Raw genomic sequence first — 22,091 nt, 5'->3', positions numbered from 1 at the left:
GACCTGATGTTAAAAGCCTAGACCATTGACCGCACGGTGAGCAGATGGTTGGCTCGCACTGTGGACGTCATCGAGCAGTGGTCACGCACCGCCTCACCAGCGGTGATCTTCGATTTCAACGGCACCCTCTCCGATGACGAACCCATCCTGTTCGACATCTTCAGCGAGCTGTTCGCCACCCACCTGGGCTGGGCCATGACCGCTGAGGACTACCACAACAAGCTTCTCGGCATGTCCGACCGTGAGATCATCGAGTACGCCGTAGACCGCCACGGCAGTAGCGACAAGCCTGGCGTCGAGGAGCTGCTGAAACTGCGTCACGGCCATTACCGGGACAGGGTGGCCGGGCAGAGCCCCATCACCGATCCTGCCGTGGCGTTGGTGGAATTGCTTGTTTCCCACAACATTCCGGTGGCAATCGTGACCGGCGCACAGCGCGACGATGTGCTGGCGGTGCTGGAGCACAGTCCCGTGCGTCCGTGGATCCCCATCCTGATCGCCGAGGAAGACGTAGTAAACGGCAAGCCGCACCCCGAGGGCTACCTGACGGCGGCGGGACTGCTGGAGCGCAATCCGGCAGACATCCTGGTATTCGAGGATTCGGTACCCGGCGTGCGCGCTGCGCAAGCGGCGGGAATGAACTGTGTTGCGGTGAGCCAAGATCCGAGCCCGCAACTGCGCGCCCTGGTGTCCACCATCGTCACCGGCCTGTCCCCCGACCTGCTGGCCGGCCCCCTGGCCAGACGCGCCCGGTAGCGGTCAGGAGGATGCCGGGAAGGTGTCGACCCGACCCTCGGTATCACTGTCCACGCGCGACTTGATCCTGATCCGGCTGCGATCGGAGCGGTGGTAGTCCCGGGAGAACTCCACGGGCACACCGCTTTCGGTGTACGACGTCCGGGTGATGAGCAGCAGCGGGAATCCCGGCGCGACGTGCAGGATCTCGGCGTGCTGCTCACCGGCCACGGTGGCCTCGATGTGCTCGTCGGCGGTGAACGGCGCAGCTCCGTAGTCCCTCATGACCGCATACAGCGAGCCGGTCAACGTCGCCGAGAGCATGCCGGGAAAGATCTCGGCCGGGAAGTACGTCTCCTCCAGCACAATCGACTCGCCATTGGCCGACCGGGCGCGCAACACCTCGTGGACTTGCTGCCCCCGCTTGAGGCTCAGTTGTTGTCGCACGTCGGCGCCGGCGCGTCGGGTGGTGGCCCGCAGCACCTGCGCCCCGGCTTCGACCTGGATGCGCCGCATCTGCTCGGTGAATCCCGGCAGGCCCGCGTGGTCGAACTCGAACCGCGGGGTGGCCACGAAGTTGCCCCCGAAGCGGCCGCGGCGGCGGTCGATCAGCCCCTTGGCCTCGATGGCACTCAGCGACTGGCGCAACGTCATCCGGCTGACCCCGACTGCCTGCGCGATCTCGATCTCCGAGGGCAGCTTGTCCCCCGGCTCCAGGGCCCGCGACACGATCAGATGTTCCAGCCACTGCCCGATGCGCATGTGCGCGGGCAGATCGCCGGCGCCGGCGAGGTCCGGGCGGACCGCCAGCACCGGATCGTCCATGCTCAGTGCGCGCACATCGGAAGTGTAGAGCGCCGAGCAGTTCACAGGGGCACGTGACCGACCGCCTGCCCTGAGCCCACGGCGACAGGATGCGGATTCCGTAGTAATTGGGGTTCAAATCGACGAATATCGCGGTCGCACCCACTGACCTGGAGCTCGGTGATCGGCGCCAACCTGAGGTTTATGAGGGTTTCGTGAAGCTGTGTACCTGGTGCGGATTCCGCAGTAGCCTGAGCTGCAGGTTGAAGTTACAGCCGAATGCTCCAGTACTGTGGCGACGCACGCTGTCGCCGTCCCATGAGTCCGCACGTGCGCGACAGGTACAACATATGCTTCACAAACAGGTAGGGGGCTTCATGCCCGGTTCCGGCACCACGCGGCTGTACCGCCCGGACCCAACCTCGGCAGAAGAATCCCGCAAGTCCGGAACAGCCACATTCGCCGTCCACCGGCGCAACGCGCTACGCACCGAGATCGCCATCACCGGAGAGATCGACGCCGCCAACGGCCGCGCGCTCGGCCAGTACGTGGAGCGCCACACCGGCACCTCCACCCAGCTTCTCCTCGATCTCCGTTCCGTCGACTTCTTCGGCAGCCAGGGGTTCACCGCACTCTTTTACATCAGCGTGCACTGCTCACGTGGTGATGTCGACTGGATGCTGCTGGGCGGCCCGCCGGTCCGGCGTCTGCTGACCATCTGCGACCCCCACGGCGAACTGCCCCTGGCCGCGGATTACGAAGCGGCCATTGCTCGGCTGAACCAGCAAGCCCGCCGACGCATGCGCGCCGCCACCGCAGGCTGACCTGACGAACTCGTCAGGCTTAACCTGCTGCGACGACTATCGGCGTGTCGTCGCAGCAGGTTACGTGTCGTGAGGCCGCGCAAGGCTAGCTCTGCAACGACCGCCGCAGGCTCAGCGGACGCATATCAGTCCAGTTCTCCTCGACATAGGCCAGGCAGTCGCTACGGTTGGCCGCGCCGAAGGCCACCGTCCAACCGGCCGGCACGTCGGCAAACGTCGGCCACAGACTGTGCTGTTCCTCGTCGTTGACCAGCACATAGAAGGTGCCGTCCTCGTCATCGAAGGGATTGCTGCTCATCGGTTCTCCTCGGTGAAGATTCTTGGCGGCCCTCGGCGCCCAGGTCGGCGCCGAGCACTCGATCGGAAAGCAGGCCAAGGCAACTCAGATTCGGGAAGCCTGGCCCCTGGTTCAGCCCGGACAGGTTGGGCAGGAACAGTTTCGGCGTCACATCGGTGACGGCGAGGTCGTAGCCGATGGACTCCTGCAGCCGGTCACCGGTGAGCGGGCCGCCCAATCCCAGCTCCAGCAGGTCCAGGGTGTCCTGGCTGAACAACTCGGTGAACCACAACGCGTCGGCACCCGAGCCGTCGATCACCAGATCGAAGCCGTGCACGGTCTCGACATGCTCTCCGCCTCGGTTGGTGGACAGCGTGAGGCGGATTTGACCGTCGCGGCCGACGGCGTGCGCCACCCGACCGCGTAGGTGCCGGATCCGGTCGTCGGCAAGCAACGCATCCTGCACCCTCGCCGAGAACACCCCACGGTCGGTGCGGGCCATCGCGTCGCGCCGTTCCGCAGCGGTCAGCTGAGTCCATCCGGTGGGGTTGGAGAACAACGCGTTTTCGAAGTAGCTCTCACCGCGGGTGAAAAGCGTGACCTGCGGAGAGATGACCGTCACCGACGAAACCCGGTGCCGGAAGAGCTCATTGAGCATCGAGGCCGCCGTCTCGCCTCCGCCGATCACCGCCACCCGCTCGGCGGTGATCCGGTCATGCTCGGCGGCGCGATGCCAGAACTGGGCGATGGACAGCACGCGGGGGTTGCCCGGGAGAATCGAACGCTCCGCCTGACCTGGACCGGTCACCATCACCGCGTCGGCGTGCACTGTGGTCTCGCGGGTATGCAGCGCCCACCTGCGCCGGTGGTCGGGTTCCGCACCGGCTCTGGCGCCTCGGGCCGGATCGCCCACCCGGGGCCCGCCCGGGCTGTCTCGCACCGCAAGACTCTCCACCTGCCCGCGCACCACGGTCATTCCGACCGCGTCGGCCACCCACTGCAGGTACTGCCCCCACCGGCGGTGAGCCGGCGCCGGTCGGCCCCGGTCGATCCACTCGGCGAACTGCCCGGTGCTGACCAGGTAGGCCTGCCAGCTGTGCCGGGTCATCCGCTCATCGAGTTCGGCATTGCGCCGCGGAACCAGCGCCGACCGGTACGGGAAGCCGACGTCCTTCTCGGGACTGGTGCCCAGCCGGTGTTCGCCGTCGGTCCAGCCTCCGCTGGCCTGCCAGTTGGCGGCGACGGCGGTGCGTTCCACGGCCACCACGTCCGGTGCGTCGATCCCCATGGCGCGCAACTCGGCGGCCTTGGCAGCCACGGCCACTGCCTTGGCGCCGGCACCGATGATCGCCAGTGTGCTGCTCACAGTGCCTCTTTTAATGTCGTGATGGCAGTCCGCCACAGCGCGGACAGCTGATCGATCTCGTCTTGAGTGGACAGCCGCTCACTCCAGCGCCAGCTGGTCAGCAGCTGCGGGCCGGTGTCAGTGGGGGTGACGACGGCAATGACATCGAAGGTATACCGCAGCCCCAGGTTGGGCTCGGAGGAGATGGGCAACTGCTGATTGAGCACCGGATCGGCGATCAACGACCACGGAGCACCCGGCACCCCGGCACCGTCGGAGCTGAGGTCGAAGCGGCCCATGTAGTTGAACTCGATCTGGGGCTGCGGTGCCCTGGCCAGGTCGGAGTCACGACGGTGGTAGCGCAGAAGTCCGTAGTCCAGCCCGCGGTTGGGCACCGCGGCCACCTGATCAGTCACCGACTGCAGCAGTGCGCGGGCCTGCGCCGGTTCCCGCTGGGCGACACCGATGTCCACCGGCTGCGCAGCGGCCCCCAACCGGACCGGGTACACGGAGGTGAACCAGCCGACGGTCGCCGAAGTGTCTACCGACTCACCCACGAACTGATCCTCGCGACCATGCCCTTCGAGAGCCACAAGTGTGCCGCCCGAGGCGGATTCGCCGCGCCCGGTTCGCCACGACGCCACCGCGAGGGTGAGCGCGGCCAACAGGAAGTCGCGCACCTCGACCCCCGCGCGATCCAGCGTGTCCAACAAGGCGTGGGTGTCGACGGCGTCCAGAGCGATGTGGTGCTGGCGCAAGGTCGCCCAGGTGTCGGTGGCCGGATCGGGTGCGCGGCTGCCCAGCAGCGGATCCTGGCCGGTCAGCACGTCGAGCCAGTACTGCCGTTGGCCGGACACCTCGTCGGTGTCAGCGCGCTGCGAAAGCAACCGACCGAACTCGCGGTAGGTGGTGTACTCCGCCTCCAGCGCGGGCGGCCGTGCGGAAGCCAGTTCGTCGGAGATGTGCGCCAGTTCAGCGAGGATGACGTACCACGACACCACATCGGTGGCCAGATGATGCACACAGGCGAGCAATACCGGCTTGGGGCCGCCGAACCGCACCAGTGACAGCATGGCACCGGTGGCCGGATCGATACGGTTCAGTGCGGCAGTGACTTCGGTGCCCAGTTGCTCCTCGGCCGTACCGCTGACCGCATGCAGGACGTCGACGGCACGCACGGCGCCCGGCGGCCTGGTGATCAGTCGCTTGCCGTCCAGCACCGCACGCAGCATGTCGTGGCGGTCCAGCAGTGCCTGCACCACCTCGGCGAGTCGCCCGTCGGTGATGTCCGGTGGGAGCGCGATCAGCAGGTTCTGGGTGAAACGCCGGAATCCACCCGTCTCGTACATCCAGTCGACAATCGGGGTGGGTTGCACCTCGCCGAACCGTTCGGCGTCCACGGCCGCCGGTGCGGCGGTGCCCAACCCACTGTCGATGGCGGCCGCGAGGTCACGGATGTTGCTGCATTCCAGCATCAACCGGGCCCGTAGTTCGATCCCGCGGCGTCTGGCCGCCTGCACCAACGACAGCGCCGCAATGCTGTCCAAGCCCATGTCCAGGAACTCGGTGGTGACGTCTACACGGCCGGACTCCAACACCTCGCACAGCAGTTCGGCCAGTAGAGATTCGGTCTCGGTCGCCGGATGGTGAGTGGTCTGATCATCAAGATCGACTGCAGGAAGCGACGATTCGTCGACCTTGCCGTTGATGTTGAGCGGAAGGGCATCGATCGCGACGATGTGGTGCGGCACCATGTATCGCGGTAGTCGCCGCACCAGCCGGGCACGCAGATCGGGAACGTCGGCCTGGGCAGCCTCCACATAGGCCGTCAACCGGTGTCCACCGCCGTGTTTGTGCACCACGATGTGAGCGGAGCGCACTCCAGGATGCTGCATCAGCACCCCGGCGATTTCGCCCGGCTCCACCCGGAAGCCGCGGATCTTGACCTGATCATCGGAGCGGCCGAGGAACTGCAGTCCACCGTCCGGCCCGCGTCGCACCACGTCCCCGCTGCGGTACATCCGACGTCCGGGAAGCAGCGGGTCAGCCACAAATCGCGCCGATGTGTCCCCGGGCCGCCCGAGATAGCCGCGGGTGAGCTGATCTCCCGACAGATACAGTTCGCCGGCCACTCCATCCGGCACGGGCCGCAGCCACGAATCGAGAATGTGCACGACGGTGGCTGCGGTGGGATGGCCGATGGACGGTGCCTGGTGCTGATCGATGGCGGCCACCACCGCCTCCACCGTGGTCTCGGTGGGGCCGTAGCAGTTGAACGCCGCCATGCCGGTGCGTGCGCATTCGGCGGTGATCTGCCGCCAGGCCGGAAGACCCACAGCCTCGCCTCCGAGAGCCAGAACGGCCAACGGGACATCGGTGAGCAGACCAAAGCTCTTGAGCTGCGCAAACATCGACGGCGTGGTGTCGATCATGTCCAGACCGAAGCGCGCGATCACTGCCACCAGCGCCTCGGCGTCACGTTGGGCCTCGTCGCCGACGATGTGGACGCTGTGTCCGTCCAGCAGCGCCGCCAACGGCTGCCAGGCGGCGTCGAAGGTGAACGACCAGGCGTGTGCCACCCGAACCGAGCGACCCAATCGTGTTGCGGCGGGCTGCAGTACATGCTGGGCATGATCGGCGGCGTAGGCACGCACGGCGCGGTGGGTGCCTACCACTCCTTTGGGGCGTCCGGTGGTGCCGGACGTGAACACCACGTAGCAGGCCTGATCGGCGCCGACAGCGGCCGGACGAAATCCGCTGCTGTCGACCGCACTGAGCTCCCGGTAGTTCGCCGCGTCGATCACCACGGGTGCCCCGGTCTGCGTGAGGATGTCGTCGATGCGGTCGGCAGGCATGCCGGGATCCAACGGCACGATCACCCCGCCTGCCTTCAGGACACCCAACATGGCGATCACGTACTCGGGTCCACGGGGCAGGTTGATCGCCACCGGGGACTCGGCGCCCACTCCCGTGGCAGTCAGTGCGGCGGCCACCCGATTGGCGGCCTGGTCCAGCCCGCGGTAGGTCAGCTGCCCCGCCCGCCAGGTCATCGCGACCGCATCGGGCTGTCTGTCCACGATCTCCGCGAAGGCGGTGTGGATGCCCCCCACCGCTGATGAGGACGAGACAGCTGCGGTGCGGGCGCGCTCGGTCGACAGCAGGACGTCGATGTCACGCAGCGGCCGGTCCCAGCCGTCGACCAGGTTGCGCACCGTGGACAGCAGGCGCAGCCCCAGATCGTGGGCCGTCATCGGCCCCAGGGCGCCCTCGAGAGTCTCGACGAACACCACGAGCTCCCCGGCTGCGAGGTGGGCGGCGATGGTGACGGGGAAATGCGACAGGCTCTCCAGCGCGGCCGGCCGGAACACCGCCGCACCCGCCGCGAATTCGGTTTCGCCGACGATGCCACCGGGAGGGAAGTTCTCGTAGACCAGCAGGGTGTCGAACAGCTCCCCCACGCCGGCCAGCGCCCGCAGTTCGGAGTGCCCCAGGTAGCTGTGGTCACGCAGGGCGGCGGCCTCGCGTTGCAGCGCCAGCGCTTGCTGGCCGGCCGGCGCCGCGGGGTCCAGGCGTACCCGCAGCGGCACGGTGTTGATGAAGAGCCCCACCATCGCTTCCACGCCGGTCAGTTCGGCGGGACGCCCCGAGACGGTGACACCGAAGGTGACATCGCTGCGGTCGGTCATGGCGGACAGCATTGTGGCCCAGGCCATCTGGACCACGGTGTTGACGGTGACCCCGCGACTGCGGGCGGCTTCGGCCAACACCGCAGTGGCGTCACCGCCCAGCCTGACCTCGACATGGGTCGGCCGGCCCGGTTTCGGCGGCGCCGACGTCAACGCCGGGGTCAGCAGGGTCGGGGCGTCGATTCCCTTGAGGTGTTCGCGCCACAGCGCACGGCTGGCTTCCGGGTCGCGGCCGGCCAGCCAGCCGATGTAGTCGCGGTAGGGCCGCGGAGCCGGCGGCAACGAGGAGGTGTCACCACCGCTGCGGTAGAGGGTGATGAGCTCACCGATGAACAAGGGCAACGACCAGCCGTCGATGACGATGTGGTGGGCGGTGACCACCATGCGCCAGTGCGAACTCGGTACTTCGATGAGCAGGAACCGGATCAGTGGACCGTTCTCGAGCACAAACGGCCGGGATCGCTCGGCGGCTTCCAGCGCGGCGACATCCTCGGCGGCAGCGGTGACGTGTTGCCAGGGCAGATCCACCCGCGTCGGCACCACCTGCACCGGTCGGCTCAGGTTGCCGCGGAAGAAGCTCGCCCGCAGGTTGGGATGGCGCACCAGCATGGCGGTGGTGCACTCCCGTAGCAGCGAAACATCCACGGCCCCGGTGATATCCGCCGCCATCGCGATCAGATACGGATCGTCTGCGGCTTCCCCGGCATTGAGCGAGGCCAACGAGTAGAGCCCCTGTTGCAGCGGGCTCAGTGCCATCACATCCTCGATGGCGGGTTTCTCGGTCACGGTTGCCCGTCGGTGCCGGCACCCGCCCAGGAGGCCGTGAGCTCGGCGAGCTCGTCGGTCGACAGGCCAGAGGCTGTCATCGGGGCGTGGTGGACGTCTTCAGGTTCTTCCGTGGCGGCCTGTTCCACCGCCTGCGCCAGATCCATCAGCACCGGCTGTTCGAAGATCATCCGAGCAGTCAGGATCATCCCGGATTCCCTGGCACGGGAGGCCATCTGGACGGCCAGGATGCTGTCGCCGCCCAGGCTGAAGAAGTCGTCGTGTCTGCTCATGCCGTCGAGTTCCAGCAAGCTTGTCAGCAAGTCGGCCAGCGCCCGCTCGGTGTCGGTGGCAGGCGGTTCCGCGGGCACCGCCGCAGCGACCACCGCGGGGGCGGCGGGTGCTACGTGGTCGACGAACTCCAGCTGTCCGGTGGATGTCCACCGGCCCCGCTCACCGCTGCGATAGAGCTGAGCACCCGGGGTGAAGGGGTGGGGAACCAGAGCTCCCGCGCTGCCGGACGCGCTGAGCCACGATGCCGAACTCAGCGGTCCCCCGCCGAGATACACGTCGCCGACCACCCCGACCGGCACCGGATGCAGGCAGTCGTCGAGGATGTACGCCGAGCCCTGGCTGAAGTCCTCCAGGACACAACGCTTCTCGTCGGCGTCGATGATCTCGATATCGGCCAGCCGGGAGTCCGGCTGTTCGGCGAACCACGTCAGCACCCGATCGAGCCACGCCGACAGTCGTTCGACCGTCTCACGGCGGTACAGCTCGGGGCGGAAGATGATGTGACCGCGGTAGCCCTCGGCGGTGGAACCCGGCGTGGCGTAGAAGTTCAGCGACAGGTCGGCCTGAGTGAGGTCGAACGGCGGCTCCAGTGCGGTGAACGTCGTGTCGCCCTCGGGCCCGGTGTCGATGACGCGGTTGGCCGGCAGCTGCTCACGCACGTGCACGACAACCTGGAAGACAGGGTTGCGTGACAGTGAGCGTGGCGGGCTCATGGCGTCGACCACCTGGTCGAACGGCAGGTCCTGATTGGCGTAGGCAGCCAAGGCCATCTCACGGGCCCGGGTCAGGATCTCTCGCACGGTGGGATTGCCGGTCAGGTCGTTGCGCAGCACGACGAAGTTCACGAAAAACCCGATGAGCTGGTCCAGTTCGGGCTCGGTGCGTCCGGCCACCGGGGTGCCGAGCCCGATGTCCGGCCCGCCACCCGCCTTGTGCAGCACCACGGCTACGGCGGCCTGCAGCACCATGAACTCGGTGACACCGAGGTCGCGACACAGCACCGCGAGCTTGTCGCGGGTGTCCGCGCCGACGTTGATCTCGACGGAATCACCGGCACCGGACGGCACCGCCGGCCGTGGGAAGTCCAGCGGCAGCCCGGTTTCCTCGGCCAGCCCGGCCAGGGTGCGGGTCCAGTACTCGCGCTGCGGCCCCACGATTGCGGTCTGGTCACTGAACAGCTCGCCCTGCCACGCCCCGAAGTCGGCGTACTGCACCGGCAGTGGCGCCCAGGCCGGCTGCTCGCCGGCGCGGTGAGCGCGGTAGGCCGTCAGCAGGTCGGTGAACAACACCGTGCCCGACCAGTGATCACCGGCAATGTGGTGCATCACCAGTGACAGCACGTGTCGGTCCGGGGCGGCGAGCACCGCGGCGCGGATCGGCAGATCGTGTTCGAGGTGGAAGACGTGTTTGCGTTCACGCTCCAGTTCGGCGGCCAGCCAGTCCGCGTCGCCGCTGCCGCGGCGCACCTCGATCTCGGCGTGTGGGCTGATCACCTGATAGGGGACGCCGTCGATCTCGCGATAGCTGGTGCGCAGGATTTCGTGTCGGTTCACCACGTCGTTGATCGCCTGCGCGAGGGCATCAGTGTCCACCGGGCCGCGCAGTTCGGCGGCGAACGGGATGTTGCCCACCGGGCTGGGGCCGTCGACCTGGTAGCCGAACCAGCTGCGCAGCTGCGATGCCGACAGCGGGGCCGGCGCATCGTGGGGGGTGGCGAGAAGTCTGGGCCTACCGGGGGCGCCATTGCCCGCGGCGGCAGCATCAATGTACTCGGCGAGCGCGGAAATGGTGGCGAGTTCGAAAATCTCGCGGACGCCGACTTCGACGGCGAACTGCGCGCGGATGGTGGCCACCAGCTTGGTGGCCAACAGTGAGTGCCCGCCGAGGTCGAAGAACGAGTCGTCGGCACCTACCCGGTCGCGTCCGAGCAGTTCCGAGAACACCTGAGCCAGCCGTTGCTCGGTCTCGGTGCCGGGCTCGCGGAACTCGGTAACCGCGCTGATCTCGGGCTCGGGCAGGGCCCGCCGGTCGATCTTGCCGTGTGCGGTGATCGGGATCTCGTCGAGCACCACGTAACCGGCGGGAACCATGTACTCCGGCAGCGCTGCCGCGACCCTCGCCCGGATACGGTCCACGTCAACCGATTCCACGCTCTGCCCGCTGATCGGGGTGAGGTAGCCGACGAGGCTGCGACCCAACTGCGGCAGGTCGCTGACCACCACCACAGCCTGACCCACGGTGGGCTCCACCGAGATGGCGGCGGCAACGTCACCCAGTTCGATGCGGAAACCGCGGATCTTCACCTGTTCGTCGGCGCGCCCGACGAACTCGATGTCTCCGTCGGCATTGCGCCGCGCCAGGTCACCCGACCGGTAGAGTCGCGCACCCGGGGTGAAGGGGTCGGCGACGAAGCGCTCCGCGGTCAGGCCGGGTCTGCGGTGATAGCCGTGCGCCACATGGGTTCCGCCGATGTAGATCTCGCCGATCACCCCGACCGGCACCGGTTGCAGCGCGTCGTCGAGGATGTGCAGAGCGGTGTTGATCTTGGGCTTGCCGATCGGCACGATGCGGGTGCCCTGCTTACCCTCGACCTTGAATCGGCTGGCGTTGATGACGGTCTCGGTGGGCCCGTAGAAGTTGTGCAGCAACGCATCGAAGGTGGCGTGGAACTTGTCGGCGACCTCACCGGGCAGCGGTTCCCCGCCGATGGGTACCCGCTGCAGAGTGCGCCATTCGTTGACACCGGGCAGCGACAGGAACAGCCCGAGCAGCGACGGCACGAAGTGCATGGCGGTAATGCCCTCGTTGCGCAACAGGTCGGTCAGGTAGCCGATGTCGCGCAGGCCGTCCGGCTTGTGGATCACCAGGCGCGAGCCCATGGACAGTGTGCCGAAGACCTCGGCGATCGACACGTCGAAGCTGGGCGAGGCCACCTGCAGCAGGCGGTCGTTCTCGTCGGTGCGGTACTCCCCCTTGAACCAGACGAAGTACTCCGCGACAGGGCGGTGCGGCACCGGCACACCCTTGGGCAGGCCGGTGGAACCCGAGGTGTAGATCAGGTAAGCGGTGTTGTCCGGCCCCACCGGCCGCACCCGATCGGTGTCGGTGGGATTGTCGGTGCGGTACCCCTGCAAGCCTGAGAGTGATTCCCGTAAAACCAGTTTGGCGTCACAATCGCCGAGGATGAAGGCCAGTCGGTCCTCGGGGTAGGTGGGATCGATCGGCAGGTACACACCACCGGCCTTCGCCACCCCCAACGCCGTGATGACGAGTTCCGGGGACTTGTCCAGGAGCACCGCCACCCGGTCCTCGGCGCCGACACCTTGGGCGATCAGCCAGTGCGCCACCTGGTTGGCGGACGCGTTCAGTTCGCGGTAGGTGTAGTGGCGGCCCTCGTAGACCACGGCCACGGTGTCGGGGGTGCGGGCAACCTGCTCCTCCACCAGGTCCGCCAGCGTCTTCGGGGCGGTGGAGAACTGCTCACCGTGAGTCGCATCACGCAGCCAGGCCACCTCGTCGGGTGCCATGTACTGCAGCCGTGACAGAACACTGTCCGGTTGCGCCAGAACGGCTTCCAGCAGAATGGCGAAGTGGTCGAGCAGTTGGCGAGCCAGTGCGGAGTCGATGATCTCGATGAGGTGCTCGATCTCGACCATGATGCCGGCGTCGTCGAATTCGACCATCAGCCCCAGCGGCAGCTGGGTGAGGTTGCCGCGCAACTCGGCACGTTCGCAACGCACACCGGGCGGTGTGAAGCCGAAGCGATCCGGGCCGCGGAAACCGAAACTGACCCGCGTCATGCGCTCGGCGCCGTGGCGGCGGTCGGGGTTGAGTTCGCGCACCATCCTGTCGAGACCGACACGCTGATGAGCGAACGCTCCCAGCGCGGTCTCGCTGGTCGCGGAGAGCAATTGGCGGAAGGTGATGTCGGCACGCGGACGCAGTCTCATGGCGACCGTGTTGCCGTAGTACCCGATGACGCCATCGGTGGCGGCATCGCGGTTGAGCACCGGGGTGACGGTGAGGAAGTCGTCGGCGTGGGTGTAGCGGTGCATCAGGGTGCCGAACACGGACAACAGCACGACGTAGGGAGTGGTGCCGTTGTCCCGCGCCAGGTCAGCCACCCGTCGCGCAGTGTCACCGGTGAGCCGGACGGCGCTGCGCGCGGACCGCCAGCTGGTCGGTACCGCCGATCCGGTGGGTCCTGGAAGCTCCAGCGGCTCAGGGAGATCCGCCATGACCTCACGCCAGTACCGGGCGTCCGCCTCGGCGGCCGCGGAGTCGTCGCGCATCACCCGAGGAGGCTCTGGCCCCAGCTCCTGTCCGGAGTAGGCCTTGGTCAGGTCGGTGAAGAACACCTCCCAGGACCCGTCGTCCCACGCGATGTGGTGGGCCACCAGCAGCATCACCAGTTCATCGGCACCGGTCCGCGCGACGGTGATCCGCAGCGGGGAATCGGTGGTGAGATCGAAGGGCGCGGCGAACTCTCGCTGGGCCAGCACCTCCAGTCGTAGCTTCCTCGAATGCTCGGACAGCTGCGACAGGTCGTGCTCGGCCCAGCCCGGCTGCAGAGCAGGCCGCACCGACGGGTACGGGACACCCAGCTCGTCAGCGGTGTAGGTGGTACGCAAGATGCTGTGCCGCAACGCGACCGCATTCACCGCATCGTGCAGGCGAGCGACGTCGACGTCGCCGGTGATGCGGTAGGACAGGCAGACGTTCAGCAGTGCACCACTGGGATCGGAGGCGTGCACGAACCACATCCGCAGCTGCCCCTCGGACAACACGTCAACCGCAGCGGCGGGCCCGGTGTTCTCCGACTGGGCCCGCAGTCCGCGCTCGGCGAGCAAGCGCTGCAGCAGCTCCAGCCGCTGCGCATCGGTGGGAGCGTGGGTGTCAGTCACTGGAGAGTTCACTTTCGTCAAAGGTGGCGATCAGCTCGCGGACGGTGATGCCGCCCAGCAAGGTCGCCAATGGAATGGTGCGGCCGGTCACCCGTTTGATCCGCTTGCGCAGGTCGAGTGCCAGCAGCGAATCCATGCCGAGGTCGAACAGTGTCGCCGCCGGGTCCAGCGGACGGTCGGTGATGTCGAGGACGGTGATCAGCTCAGCGCGTACCGAGTCGGCTGATCCGGCCGCCTCGGCAGCGGGTGTGTCCGCCGTGGCCTCCTGGCTGCCGAAGAACGCGCGCAGCCGGTCCGGATCGGCGCTGAGCACCAGCGGATCGCTCGCGTGGTCGCGCAGACCGGCGTCGATGGCGGGTGCGGGCGCCATCTGCCGCAGACCTGCCCGCTCGACTCTGCCGATCTCGGAGGCGTCGATGATGTCGCTGCCCTGCCACAGACCCCAGCGCACAGACACACAACGCCGGCCCTGGTGCCGCAACTGGGCTGCCATCGCATCCAGCATCCGGTTGGCTGCGGCATACCCGGCGACACCTTTACCACCCCAGACGCCGATCACCGAGGAGCACAACAGCATCCGCGCATCCGCCCGCAGCGGCCAGAGGTCGGCCACGTGCGCCAACCCGACCAACTTGGCGGCCGTCATCGCTTCGAAGTCGGCGCCGTGCAGCTGATCACGGGTGGCGAAGGTGGCGGTGCCCGCCGCGTGGATCACCAACGATGCTCCGTGCCCGGCGTGCTCGGCGGCAGCGGCCGCGACGGCCTCGCGGTCGGTGATGTCGCAGGACGGGGCATGGACGTCCACTCCGGGCGGGATGGTCCGGATGAACTCGCGGACCGCGGCCGCGTCAGTGCCCCGCCTGCTCAACAACACGATGCGGCGCGCGCCGCGCGCCACCAGATGGCGGGCGAATTGCAAGGCGATCGAGCCGGATCCGCCGGTGATCACCACGCTGTCCAGCGCTGCGGTGTCGATGCCGGGTGCCTGCGGCGGGTTGTCGTCGAGTTCACGCCGCAGTGTCACCACCTCGCCGTCACGCACCCGAAGCGCCATGTCACCGTGTCCGGTCAGCAGCAACTCGACGATGCGGTTGTGGTCGTCGAAGCCCATTGGCAGATCGAGATGATGAAAGTTGTTGTCGGGCAGCTCGAATCCCACACTTCGGTGCAATGCCGCCATAGCCGCCTGGCCAGGTGACGGGGCCGGGTCGTCGGGCGACGTCTGCGCAGCGCCCACGGTCAGCAGCCAGATGTTCCGATACCGGGCGTCGGCGTAGTCCAGAAGTCCGTCCTCGATGCTTGCCGCAAGCTCACGCGCGGCGGTGGGAGCGTCCGTGGTGGACGAGCACGCAGCGATGACCACCAGAATGCCGGCCTCATCGGCGCCGACCCTCGGGTGGGCCGCGATACCGGCACCCAGCTCAGTGTTCCCGAGGTCGAGTACGGCAACCCGAAGCGACTCCGGTGCAGCTCCTTTCGGGATGACGGGAACCCACTTCTCGGCGGCGACAGTGACGGTGGGCACCGGCGGCAACGGGGTGGCGGCCGCCCAGTAGGAAGTGGTGTGCATGGGTGCATTCGGGAAACCAGGCAGGGTGGCACCGGAGAGGACGAGTTGATCGGCCCACCGGAAGTTCGGGTCGGTGACGGCCGCGGCGGCGATGTTCGCCGACAGCGTCTCGATCAGCGGTTCGTCGCGGCGACCGGAGCCCACCAGCACCGCAGGCCCCTCCGGTAGGGCGTCCTCGAGAACGTCGTCGAGGGCGTACTGCAATGCCGGGTGTGCCGATAGCTCGACAAAGGCGGTGGCACCTCGGCGCACCGCGGCGCGGGCAGCAAGATCGAAGCGCACGGTGTTGCGCAGGTTGGCGTACCAGTAGTCGGCGAACTCCGCGTCCGCGGTCACCACGTCGGCGGTGGCAGATCCGATGAACTGGATAGGGGCATCGGTGAACTCGACGGCAGGCAATCGGGCCAGCAGGTCGGACCGCAGTGGTTCCAGTGCACTGGTGTGAGCCGGGAAGTCGACGTCGATACGCCGCGCGAACCGGCCCTGTGCCTCAGCTCGGGCCACCAGTTCGGTCACCGCGTCGCGGTCCCCTGACACCACCACCGAGGACCCCGAGTTGACCACCGACAGCTCCAGCCAGCCTGACGCGGTGGACATCAGATCGCGGGCGGTTTCGACGGACATCCCCAGAACCGCCATGCCGTAGCGGCCGGACAGCGCGGTCACCACGCCGGCTCTGGCCGTCACCACCGCTGCCGCCGCCTCGGCGGTGATGGCGCCCGCCAGGTAGGCGGCGGCCACCTCACCCAGACTGTGTCCGACGGTCAGGTCCGGCAGCACCCCGCAGGTCCGCCACACCGCGGCCAGCGACACAGCGTGCACGAACTGTGCACCCTGGATCTCGATCTGCGAGAAGTGTTCGGTGTCGACGTCGCCGAGTAGATACCCCAGTGGTGAGGAGACACCCAACGCGGGGAACACAGCCGCGAACGTGTCGGCTTCGGCGCGGTAGGCGGGCAGTCGGGTGTAACCGTCAGCGCCCATGCCGGGCCACTGGTTGCCCTGTCCGGGCAATACGAACGCCAGCCGGGGCGCCGCGCCTTCCGACGAGCGGGCCACCAGTGGGTGGTCCAAGCCGTCGACCACCGCGGTGAGCCCGCTGATCAGTTCGGCGCGGTCCCCGGCACGCACCACGGCGCGGTAGCGGCGAATCCGCCTGGTGCGCACCAACTGTGCGGCGACAGCACTGACCTCGACGGCCGGCTGATCGGCCAGGTAGGACAGCAGCGCCGCAGCATCGGTGGCCAGGAGTGCGGCGGCATGCGCGGACAGCACCACCGGGACTCGGTTGTCCGGGAACCGACGTGGCATGCTCATCCGGGCACCGCCACGATGGCGTGCGCGTTGGTGCCGCTCATTCCGAAGGCGGACACCGCCGCAATCCGTCGGCCGTCGACGGCGGGCCATGGGGTGAGCTTGTCCGCCAGACGCAAACCCTGGGACTCCCACTCGATGGCGCGGCTGGGTTCGTCGACATGCAGCGTGGGCGGGATGGTGGCTCGCTGCGCCGACACCAGCACCTTGGCCAGTCCGAGTGCGCCCGCGGCGGCCTGGGAATGCCCCACGTTCGACTTGACCGACCCGAGTAGCGGTCCCCTCCTCGGGGTTCCCGCTCCGTAGGTCCGGGCCAGCGAGCCGAGTTCGGTTCGATCGCCAAGGGAGGTGCCGGTGCCGTGCCCCTCGACCATGCCGACCTCGTCGAGGTGCACGCCCGAAATGTCGATGGCGCGTCGGAACAGCCGTGCCTGCGCCGTACCGCTGGGCGCGGTGAGCCCCGTGGTGCGTCCGTCCTGGTTCACACAGCTGGCGCGGACCTCGGCGAGGATGGTCCTGCCGTCACGCAGTGCCCCGGAACGCTTTTGCAGCAGGAACATCGCCGCCCCTTCGGCCCAGACGGTGCCGGTGGCGTGGGCGCTGTAGGGCCGGCACCGTCCGTCGTCGGACAAGGCGTGCTGCTTGGCGAACTCGACGAAGAAACCTGGTGATCCCATGACACAGACGCCGCCGGCCAGTGCCATGCTGCAGTCGCCGGAGCGCACCGCCGACACCGCGACATTGAACGCAACCAGTGCCGAAGCGCAGGACGAGTCGATGGTGAGCGCCGGGCCTGCCAGGTCCAGGGTGTAGGCGATACGGCCGGAGATGACGCCCAGTGCGGTGCCGGTGATGAGATGGCCGGTGTGGTCGGTGAATTCGGCCAGATCATTGCCGAACCCGGTGAGGGAGGCGCCGACGTAGCAGCCCACGTCGTGGCCGCCGAGGTCGTCGGGATTGATACCCGCGTTCTCGATGGCGCGCCACCCGATGCGCAATGCCACCCGCTGCTGGGGGTCCATGGCGACTGCCTCGCGGGGTGAAATACCGAAGAACTCCGGGTCGAACTCCGTTGCAGTGTCGAGGAATCCGCCAAGATCGTGGATGCGTTTGAAGCCGTCACGCTGCGAGCCTTCGATGATCTCGCGGATGGGCCAGCCACGGTCCGTCGGAAACGGTCCCAGCGCTTCCCGCTGCTCCGACAGCAGCGTCCAGTACTTGTCGGCGGTGTCGACGCCGCCAGGGGCCTCAACGGCCATGCCCACGATCACGACGGGATCATCGGACGTCATGCACTCACCAACTCTGCCACCAGGTCCAGATGTTCGTTGATGTAGAAGTGGCCGCCGTCCAGCACCGTCTCGGTGAAGACAGCGCTGGTGTGCAGTTCCCAGCGGCGCAACCACTCCGGCTGCACGCGGTGGTCATCGTCACCGCCGATGACATGGATGTCCGCACCGATACGCACACCTACCTCGCAGTGATACCGATTGAACGCCTGGTAGTCGGCGCGCACCGCCGGCAGCAGCAGGTCTACAAAATCCTCGTCCTCGAGCAGCATCGGGTCGGTGCCGCCCAGGTCGGCGATGTCGGCCAGTAATTCGCGGTCCGTGGTGGGGACCCTGGGTGAACCTGCGACAGTGCTGGGCGCCTGGCCCGCCGAGGCCCACAGTTGATGCACTGTCACACCGCGAGTTTCAGCGATGCGGGCGAACTCGAAGGCCACGATGGCGCCCATACAGTGACCGAACAGCCGCAGCGGCGCCACCTGTGCCCAGTCCCCCGCGTCGAACAATTCGGCGGCCAGCTCTTCGATGGTGGGTGACGCCGGGTGCGTCAGCCGGTCAGCACGCTGCGGGTACTGCACGATGTAGGTATCGGGGCCGGCCACGCTCAACGCGATCGCCAGGCTTCGATATGCCGCCGCGGCGCCGCCGGCGTGCGGGAACACCACCACCGGCGCGCTGTTCGACGCGGCGGCACCGGCGAAATGCTTGATCCAGGGCGCGAATCCGGTGGGACTGGTCATGGTGTCGAGTCCAGCGCCGTCAGCACCTCGGCGTTGTCCATCTGTGTGACTTCGAGATAGAGCTCGGCAACGGACTCCAGCCGTCGGCTGTCAGCTTCGTGGTCGACCAGCAGTGCCGCAAGCTTGGCGACATTGCGCGCGGCAAAGATGTCGGACACCGCGACGTGCGGGGCGTCCAGCCACTCGCGAATGCGGGCCACGGCCTGGGTGGCGAGCACAGAATCGCCGCCGAGGGAGAAGAAATCGTCGTCGGTGCCGATCCCGCTGCGGCCCAGGATCTCCGAGACGAGGTGCGTCAGTGCCCGCTCCAAAGTCGTCGAGGGCGCCTGGAACACCGACTCCTGCTCGGCGGGCTGCGCAGCCAGTACAGCGGCCACCGCCCGGCGGTCGATCTTGCCGCCGACGGTGAACGGGATGGCATCCACCAGGACGATTCGGCTCGGAACCATGTGCGGCGGAAGGTAACCAGCCAGGTCGGTGCTCAGTTTTGCCGGGGTCAACGCCGGGTCGCTGACCCGGACCACGGCGGCCAGTTGTTGCTGCCCGGTGCGGTCACCGGGCACCGGCAGCACCGCAGCCACCGCACCGTCGACACCGGCGATCCGGCTGAAGGACCCCTCGACCTCGCCGAGTTCGATGCGGTAGCCGCTGACCTTGACCCGGTGGTCCACCCGGCCCACGAAATCCAGTATCCCGCCGGGGAGGTACCGGACCAGATCACCGGTGCGATACCAGATTCGGCCGTCGTACTCGACGAACCGCTCCGCGGTGAGATCCGGCCGGCCACGGTAGCCGTCGGCCACGCCTCGGCCGGCCACCCAGAACTCACCGGGAACCCAGTCGGGGCAATCGGTGCCGTCGGCCGCCACCACACGGCAGGCGTTGTTGGGTAGCGGAACGCCGAACGGCACGGCGGACCACTGTTCGGGCAGCTCGCCGGGTTCGCAGATGGTGTTGTGCGTCGCAGTCTCCGTCGCACCGCCCAGTCCGGCCACCCGCACGCCCGGTGCGATACTGCGCAGGGCACGAACGAGTTCGGGACGCACCCAGTCGCCGCCGGTGGGCACCACCCGGACCGACGGCAGCCTGCCGTCCACCACCTCGACCAGCATTTCCAGCCAGCCCGGCATGAAATGCAGGACACTGACCTGGTTTTCGTCGATCAGGCGAGCCCAGACATCGGGGTTACGCCGGTCTTCCTCGTCCACCACCACGATGGACGCTCCGGCTCGCGTGGTGCCGAAGACGTCGAGGACCGAGAGGTCGCACTCGAGCGTGGACAGTGCCAGGATCCGGTCTGCGGCGCCTATTTCGAAGTGCGCGTTGATGAATTCCACGGTGTTCATCGCGGCGTCATGGCTGACTTCGACACCCTTGGGTTCACCGGTGGAGCCCGAGGTGAACAGGACATAGGCCAACTGTGCCGGATCCACGTGCGCAGGCTCGGTGTCGGCGATGTATGCCCACCCAGCCCGGATGGCGTTCGCGACGGTGATGGCGGGCACCGGCAAGGCATCGATGTGCTTGCCGCACACCAGGATCGAATGCGCACCTGCGGTCTCCAAGATACGCTGCGCACGGTCGTCCGGCTGATCGACACCGATGGGCAGGTAGGCCGCACCCGCCGCGCTGATACCCAACAGTGCCGGGATCTGCTCGGCGGTCTTGGGGCCCATCACCGCCACCACGTCACCGGGGCGAACACCGCGCGCCCGCAGCGTCGCGGTGACGGCCAACACCTGTTCGCGCAGCTGCCCGTAGCTGAAGTCCCCGAGGCTGCTGTACACCGCGGGTGCGTCCGGATGCGCGGCCGCTGCTCGGAAGAACCCGTCGTGCAACGCATCCGCGCTGGGCGCAGTCGTCACACCGTTGTGCTCGTCACGCACCCGCTGCTGCTCGGCGGGTACCGCAGGCGGATCGGCACGGTCCCAGGAGGCGTCATCGCAGGCGAGGCGGTTCAACTCGGCGAGGTGGTAGCTGAACATCGCGTCGATGACACCGGGCCGGAACGCATCCTCGCGGACATCCCAGTTCAGCAGCAGACCGCCGTCGAACGGCGTGATCTGTGCGTCCAGCAGCACCTGGGGGCCCTGCGAGATGTGCCAGACCGGAGTGCCGAACTGCTCGGTGACATCGCCGGCGAACAGGTCGCCCAGACCGAGCGCGCTGGTGAACACGAACGGCGCCAACACCTGAGTACCGCGGTGGCGGGTGAGATCACGAAGCACCGAAAGACCCGAATAAGTGGAGTGCCCGGCGGTGGTGTGCAGCGCGTCCTGCACCACCTGGGCACGTTCGGCGGCCGTGGTGGTGTCGGCGAGATCGATGTCGAGCATCAGCGAGGTGGTGAAGTCGCCGACCAGTTTGTCCACATCGGGGTGGTACGGCTCGCGACCGAACATCGGCAGATTGAGCATGAACCGTGAGTGGACCGACCAGCGACGCAGCACTCCGGCGTAGGAGGCGGCCACGGCCATGGCCGGCGTGATGCCACGACGTTGCGCCGCAGCAAACAGTGACTCCTTTGCCGCGGCATCGAAGAAGTGGTGACGGCGGGTGCTGCGGCGGGGGTTGGCCCGCTCGGCCGGCGGCACCAGCGGCGGCGCCGGCGGCTCGGGCAGCTCCGGGATACGCTCGGCCCACCACTGCCGGTCCTCGTCAGTCGGCGGGTTGGCCGCGGTGAACGCCGCCCGGTACTGCCGGTAGGTGTACCCGAGCGGCGGCAGGTGCGCCCCGGAGTAGAGGACAGCGAGATCGGCCATGAAGTTGCGGTAGCTCACCGCGTCAGCGGCCTGCATGTCCAGGTCGACGTGGACGCGGGTGCGTCCACCAGGTAGCAGGGTCAGTGCGAGTTCGAGTACTTCGCCGTCGAGGATCTGGTGGCTCTTGCGATCGCGGATGATCTCGAGTTGCGCGTCGGCGGCGTCGACGTCGAGGTGACGCAGGTCGGCGATCTTCGGAACCAGTGCTCGGTCGCTGATCCGCTGGGTGCCGTCAGCCAGGATCTCGACGCGCAGCATCGGATGACGGTCCGACAGGGCTTTGGCCGCCGCCCGCAGCCGGTCCGGATCGACGTCGCGGCCGTCGAATTCGACGTAGAGGTGGGCGGCGACGCCACCGAGTTCCTGGTCGGCGTTGCGTCCCACCCACAGTGCGTGCTGGATCGGAGCCAGCGGGAAGGGCTCGTCCGGATCGTCGGTCGGCGCCTCGGATGTGTCGGCCGCGGGCGGGGTCGAGGTACGGTCGCGCACCAGATCCATCCACGCCGCCACGGTGGGCTGTTCGGCCAGCGCCGCGAAACCGACGTCGATACCCTGCTTACGCCAGCGGCCCGACAGCGACATCATGCGGATGGAATCCAGGCCGGAGGCGATCAGATCGGCTTGCGGGTCGAGAGTGTCTGCGCTGACTCCGAGAAGCTCGGCCACCTCATCACGCACGGTGTCTGCAGTTGTCGCAGCAACACCCACTTCTCGTTACCTCCGAATTAGATCAGGCTGCCCTAACTTCGACGACGCTACCTTATATTCGGAGGACCGAACAC

The 22,091-nt window shown here is 67.7% G+C and carries 11 protein-coding genes; 2 read left to right on the top strand and 9 right to left on the bottom strand.

The window, feature by feature from the left end; translation table 11 throughout:
• Positions 1 to 36 precede the first annotated feature (36 nt).
• Entirely contained in the window at positions 37 to 756 is a 720-nt protein-coding gene (locus tag BVC93_RS21340) for an HAD family hydrolase (protein WP_236950050.1), read from the top strand.
• 3 nt (positions 757 to 759) lie between these two features.
• On the opposite strand, the gene BVC93_RS21335 is transcribed toward BVC93_RS21340, so the two are convergent.
• Entirely contained in the window at positions 760 to 1,575 is an 816-nt protein-coding gene (locus BVC93_RS21335) for a GntR family transcriptional regulator (RefSeq protein WP_083741212.1), read from the bottom strand.
• A gap of 341 nt (positions 1,576 to 1,916) precedes the next feature.
• Between BVC93_RS21335 and BVC93_RS21330 the strand changes: the two genes are divergently transcribed.
• Positions 1,917 to 2,363 (top strand): STAS domain-containing protein, encoded by a 447-nt coding sequence (locus BVC93_RS21330; protein WP_083741211.1) that lies wholly within the window; start codon positions 1,917 to 1,919, stop codon positions 2,361 to 2,363.
• A gap of 85 nt (positions 2,364 to 2,448) precedes the next feature.
• Here the strand turns inward: BVC93_RS21330 and BVC93_RS21325 are convergent, their stop codons facing one another.
• From BVC93_RS21325 to BVC93_RS21290, 8 genes are read right to left on the bottom strand one after another with little or no spacing between them, the layout of a single operon-like run.
• Positions 2,449 to 2,661 (bottom strand): MbtH family protein, encoded by a 213-nt coding sequence (locus tag BVC93_RS21325; RefSeq protein WP_083739214.1) that lies wholly within the window; start codon positions 2,659 to 2,661, stop codon positions 2,449 to 2,451.
• Positions 2,639 to 4,006 carry an NADPH-dependent L-lysine N(6)-monooxygenase MbtG gene (mbtG, locus tag BVC93_RS21320; protein ID WP_083739213.1) on the bottom strand — a complete coding sequence of 456 codons (1,368 nt, stop codon included), beginning with the start codon at positions 4,004 to 4,006 and terminating at the stop codon, positions 2,639 to 2,641. Before mbtG ends, BVC93_RS21325 begins: the two co-directional genes overlap by 23 nt.
• Positions 4,003 to 8,427 carry a non-ribosomal peptide synthetase gene (locus tag BVC93_RS21315; protein ID WP_083741210.1) on the bottom strand — a complete coding sequence of 1,475 codons (4,425 nt, stop codon included), beginning with the start codon at positions 8,425 to 8,427 and terminating at the stop codon, positions 4,003 to 4,005. Before BVC93_RS21315 ends, mbtG begins: the two co-directional genes overlap by 4 nt.
• Before the next feature lie 26 nt (positions 8,428 to 8,453).
• A complete protein-coding gene (locus tag BVC93_RS21310; protein WP_083739212.1) occupies positions 8,454 to 13,634 on the bottom strand; it encodes a non-ribosomal peptide synthetase in 5,181 nt (1,726 codons plus the stop codon).
• Complete coding sequence (mbtD, locus tag BVC93_RS21305) at positions 13,627 to 16,521, bottom strand: mycobactin polyketide synthase MbtD (protein ID WP_083739211.1); 2,895 nt, start codon at positions 16,519 to 16,521, stop codon at positions 13,627 to 13,629. Before mbtD ends, BVC93_RS21310 begins: the two co-directional genes overlap by 8 nt.
• Positions 16,518 to 17,810, bottom strand: a complete 1,293-nt coding sequence (locus tag BVC93_RS21300; protein ID WP_083739210.1) for a beta-ketoacyl [acyl carrier protein] synthase domain-containing protein — start codon at positions 17,808 to 17,810, stop codon at positions 16,518 to 16,520. The genes mbtD and BVC93_RS21300 overlap by 4 nt, the downstream gene beginning before the upstream one ends.
• Positions 17,807 to 18,547 (bottom strand): thioesterase II family protein, encoded by a 741-nt coding sequence (locus tag BVC93_RS21295; protein ID WP_083739209.1) that lies wholly within the window; start codon positions 18,545 to 18,547, stop codon positions 17,807 to 17,809. The genes BVC93_RS21300 and BVC93_RS21295 overlap by 4 nt, the downstream gene beginning before the upstream one ends.
• Entirely contained in the window at positions 18,544 to 22,017 is a 3,474-nt protein-coding gene (locus BVC93_RS21290; RefSeq protein WP_083739208.1) for a non-ribosomal peptide synthetase, read from the bottom strand. Before BVC93_RS21290 ends, BVC93_RS21295 begins: the two co-directional genes overlap by 4 nt.
• Positions 22,018 to 22,091: the final 74 nt, after the last annotated feature.

The organism is Mycobacterium sp. MS1601 (assembly GCF_001984215.1).
Taxonomy (GTDB): Bacteria; Actinomycetota; Actinomycetes; order Mycobacteriales; family Mycobacteriaceae; genus Mycobacterium.
The sequence above is the reverse complement of the archived record's forward strand: the minus strand, read 5'-3'. Positions and strand labels throughout refer to the sequence as shown.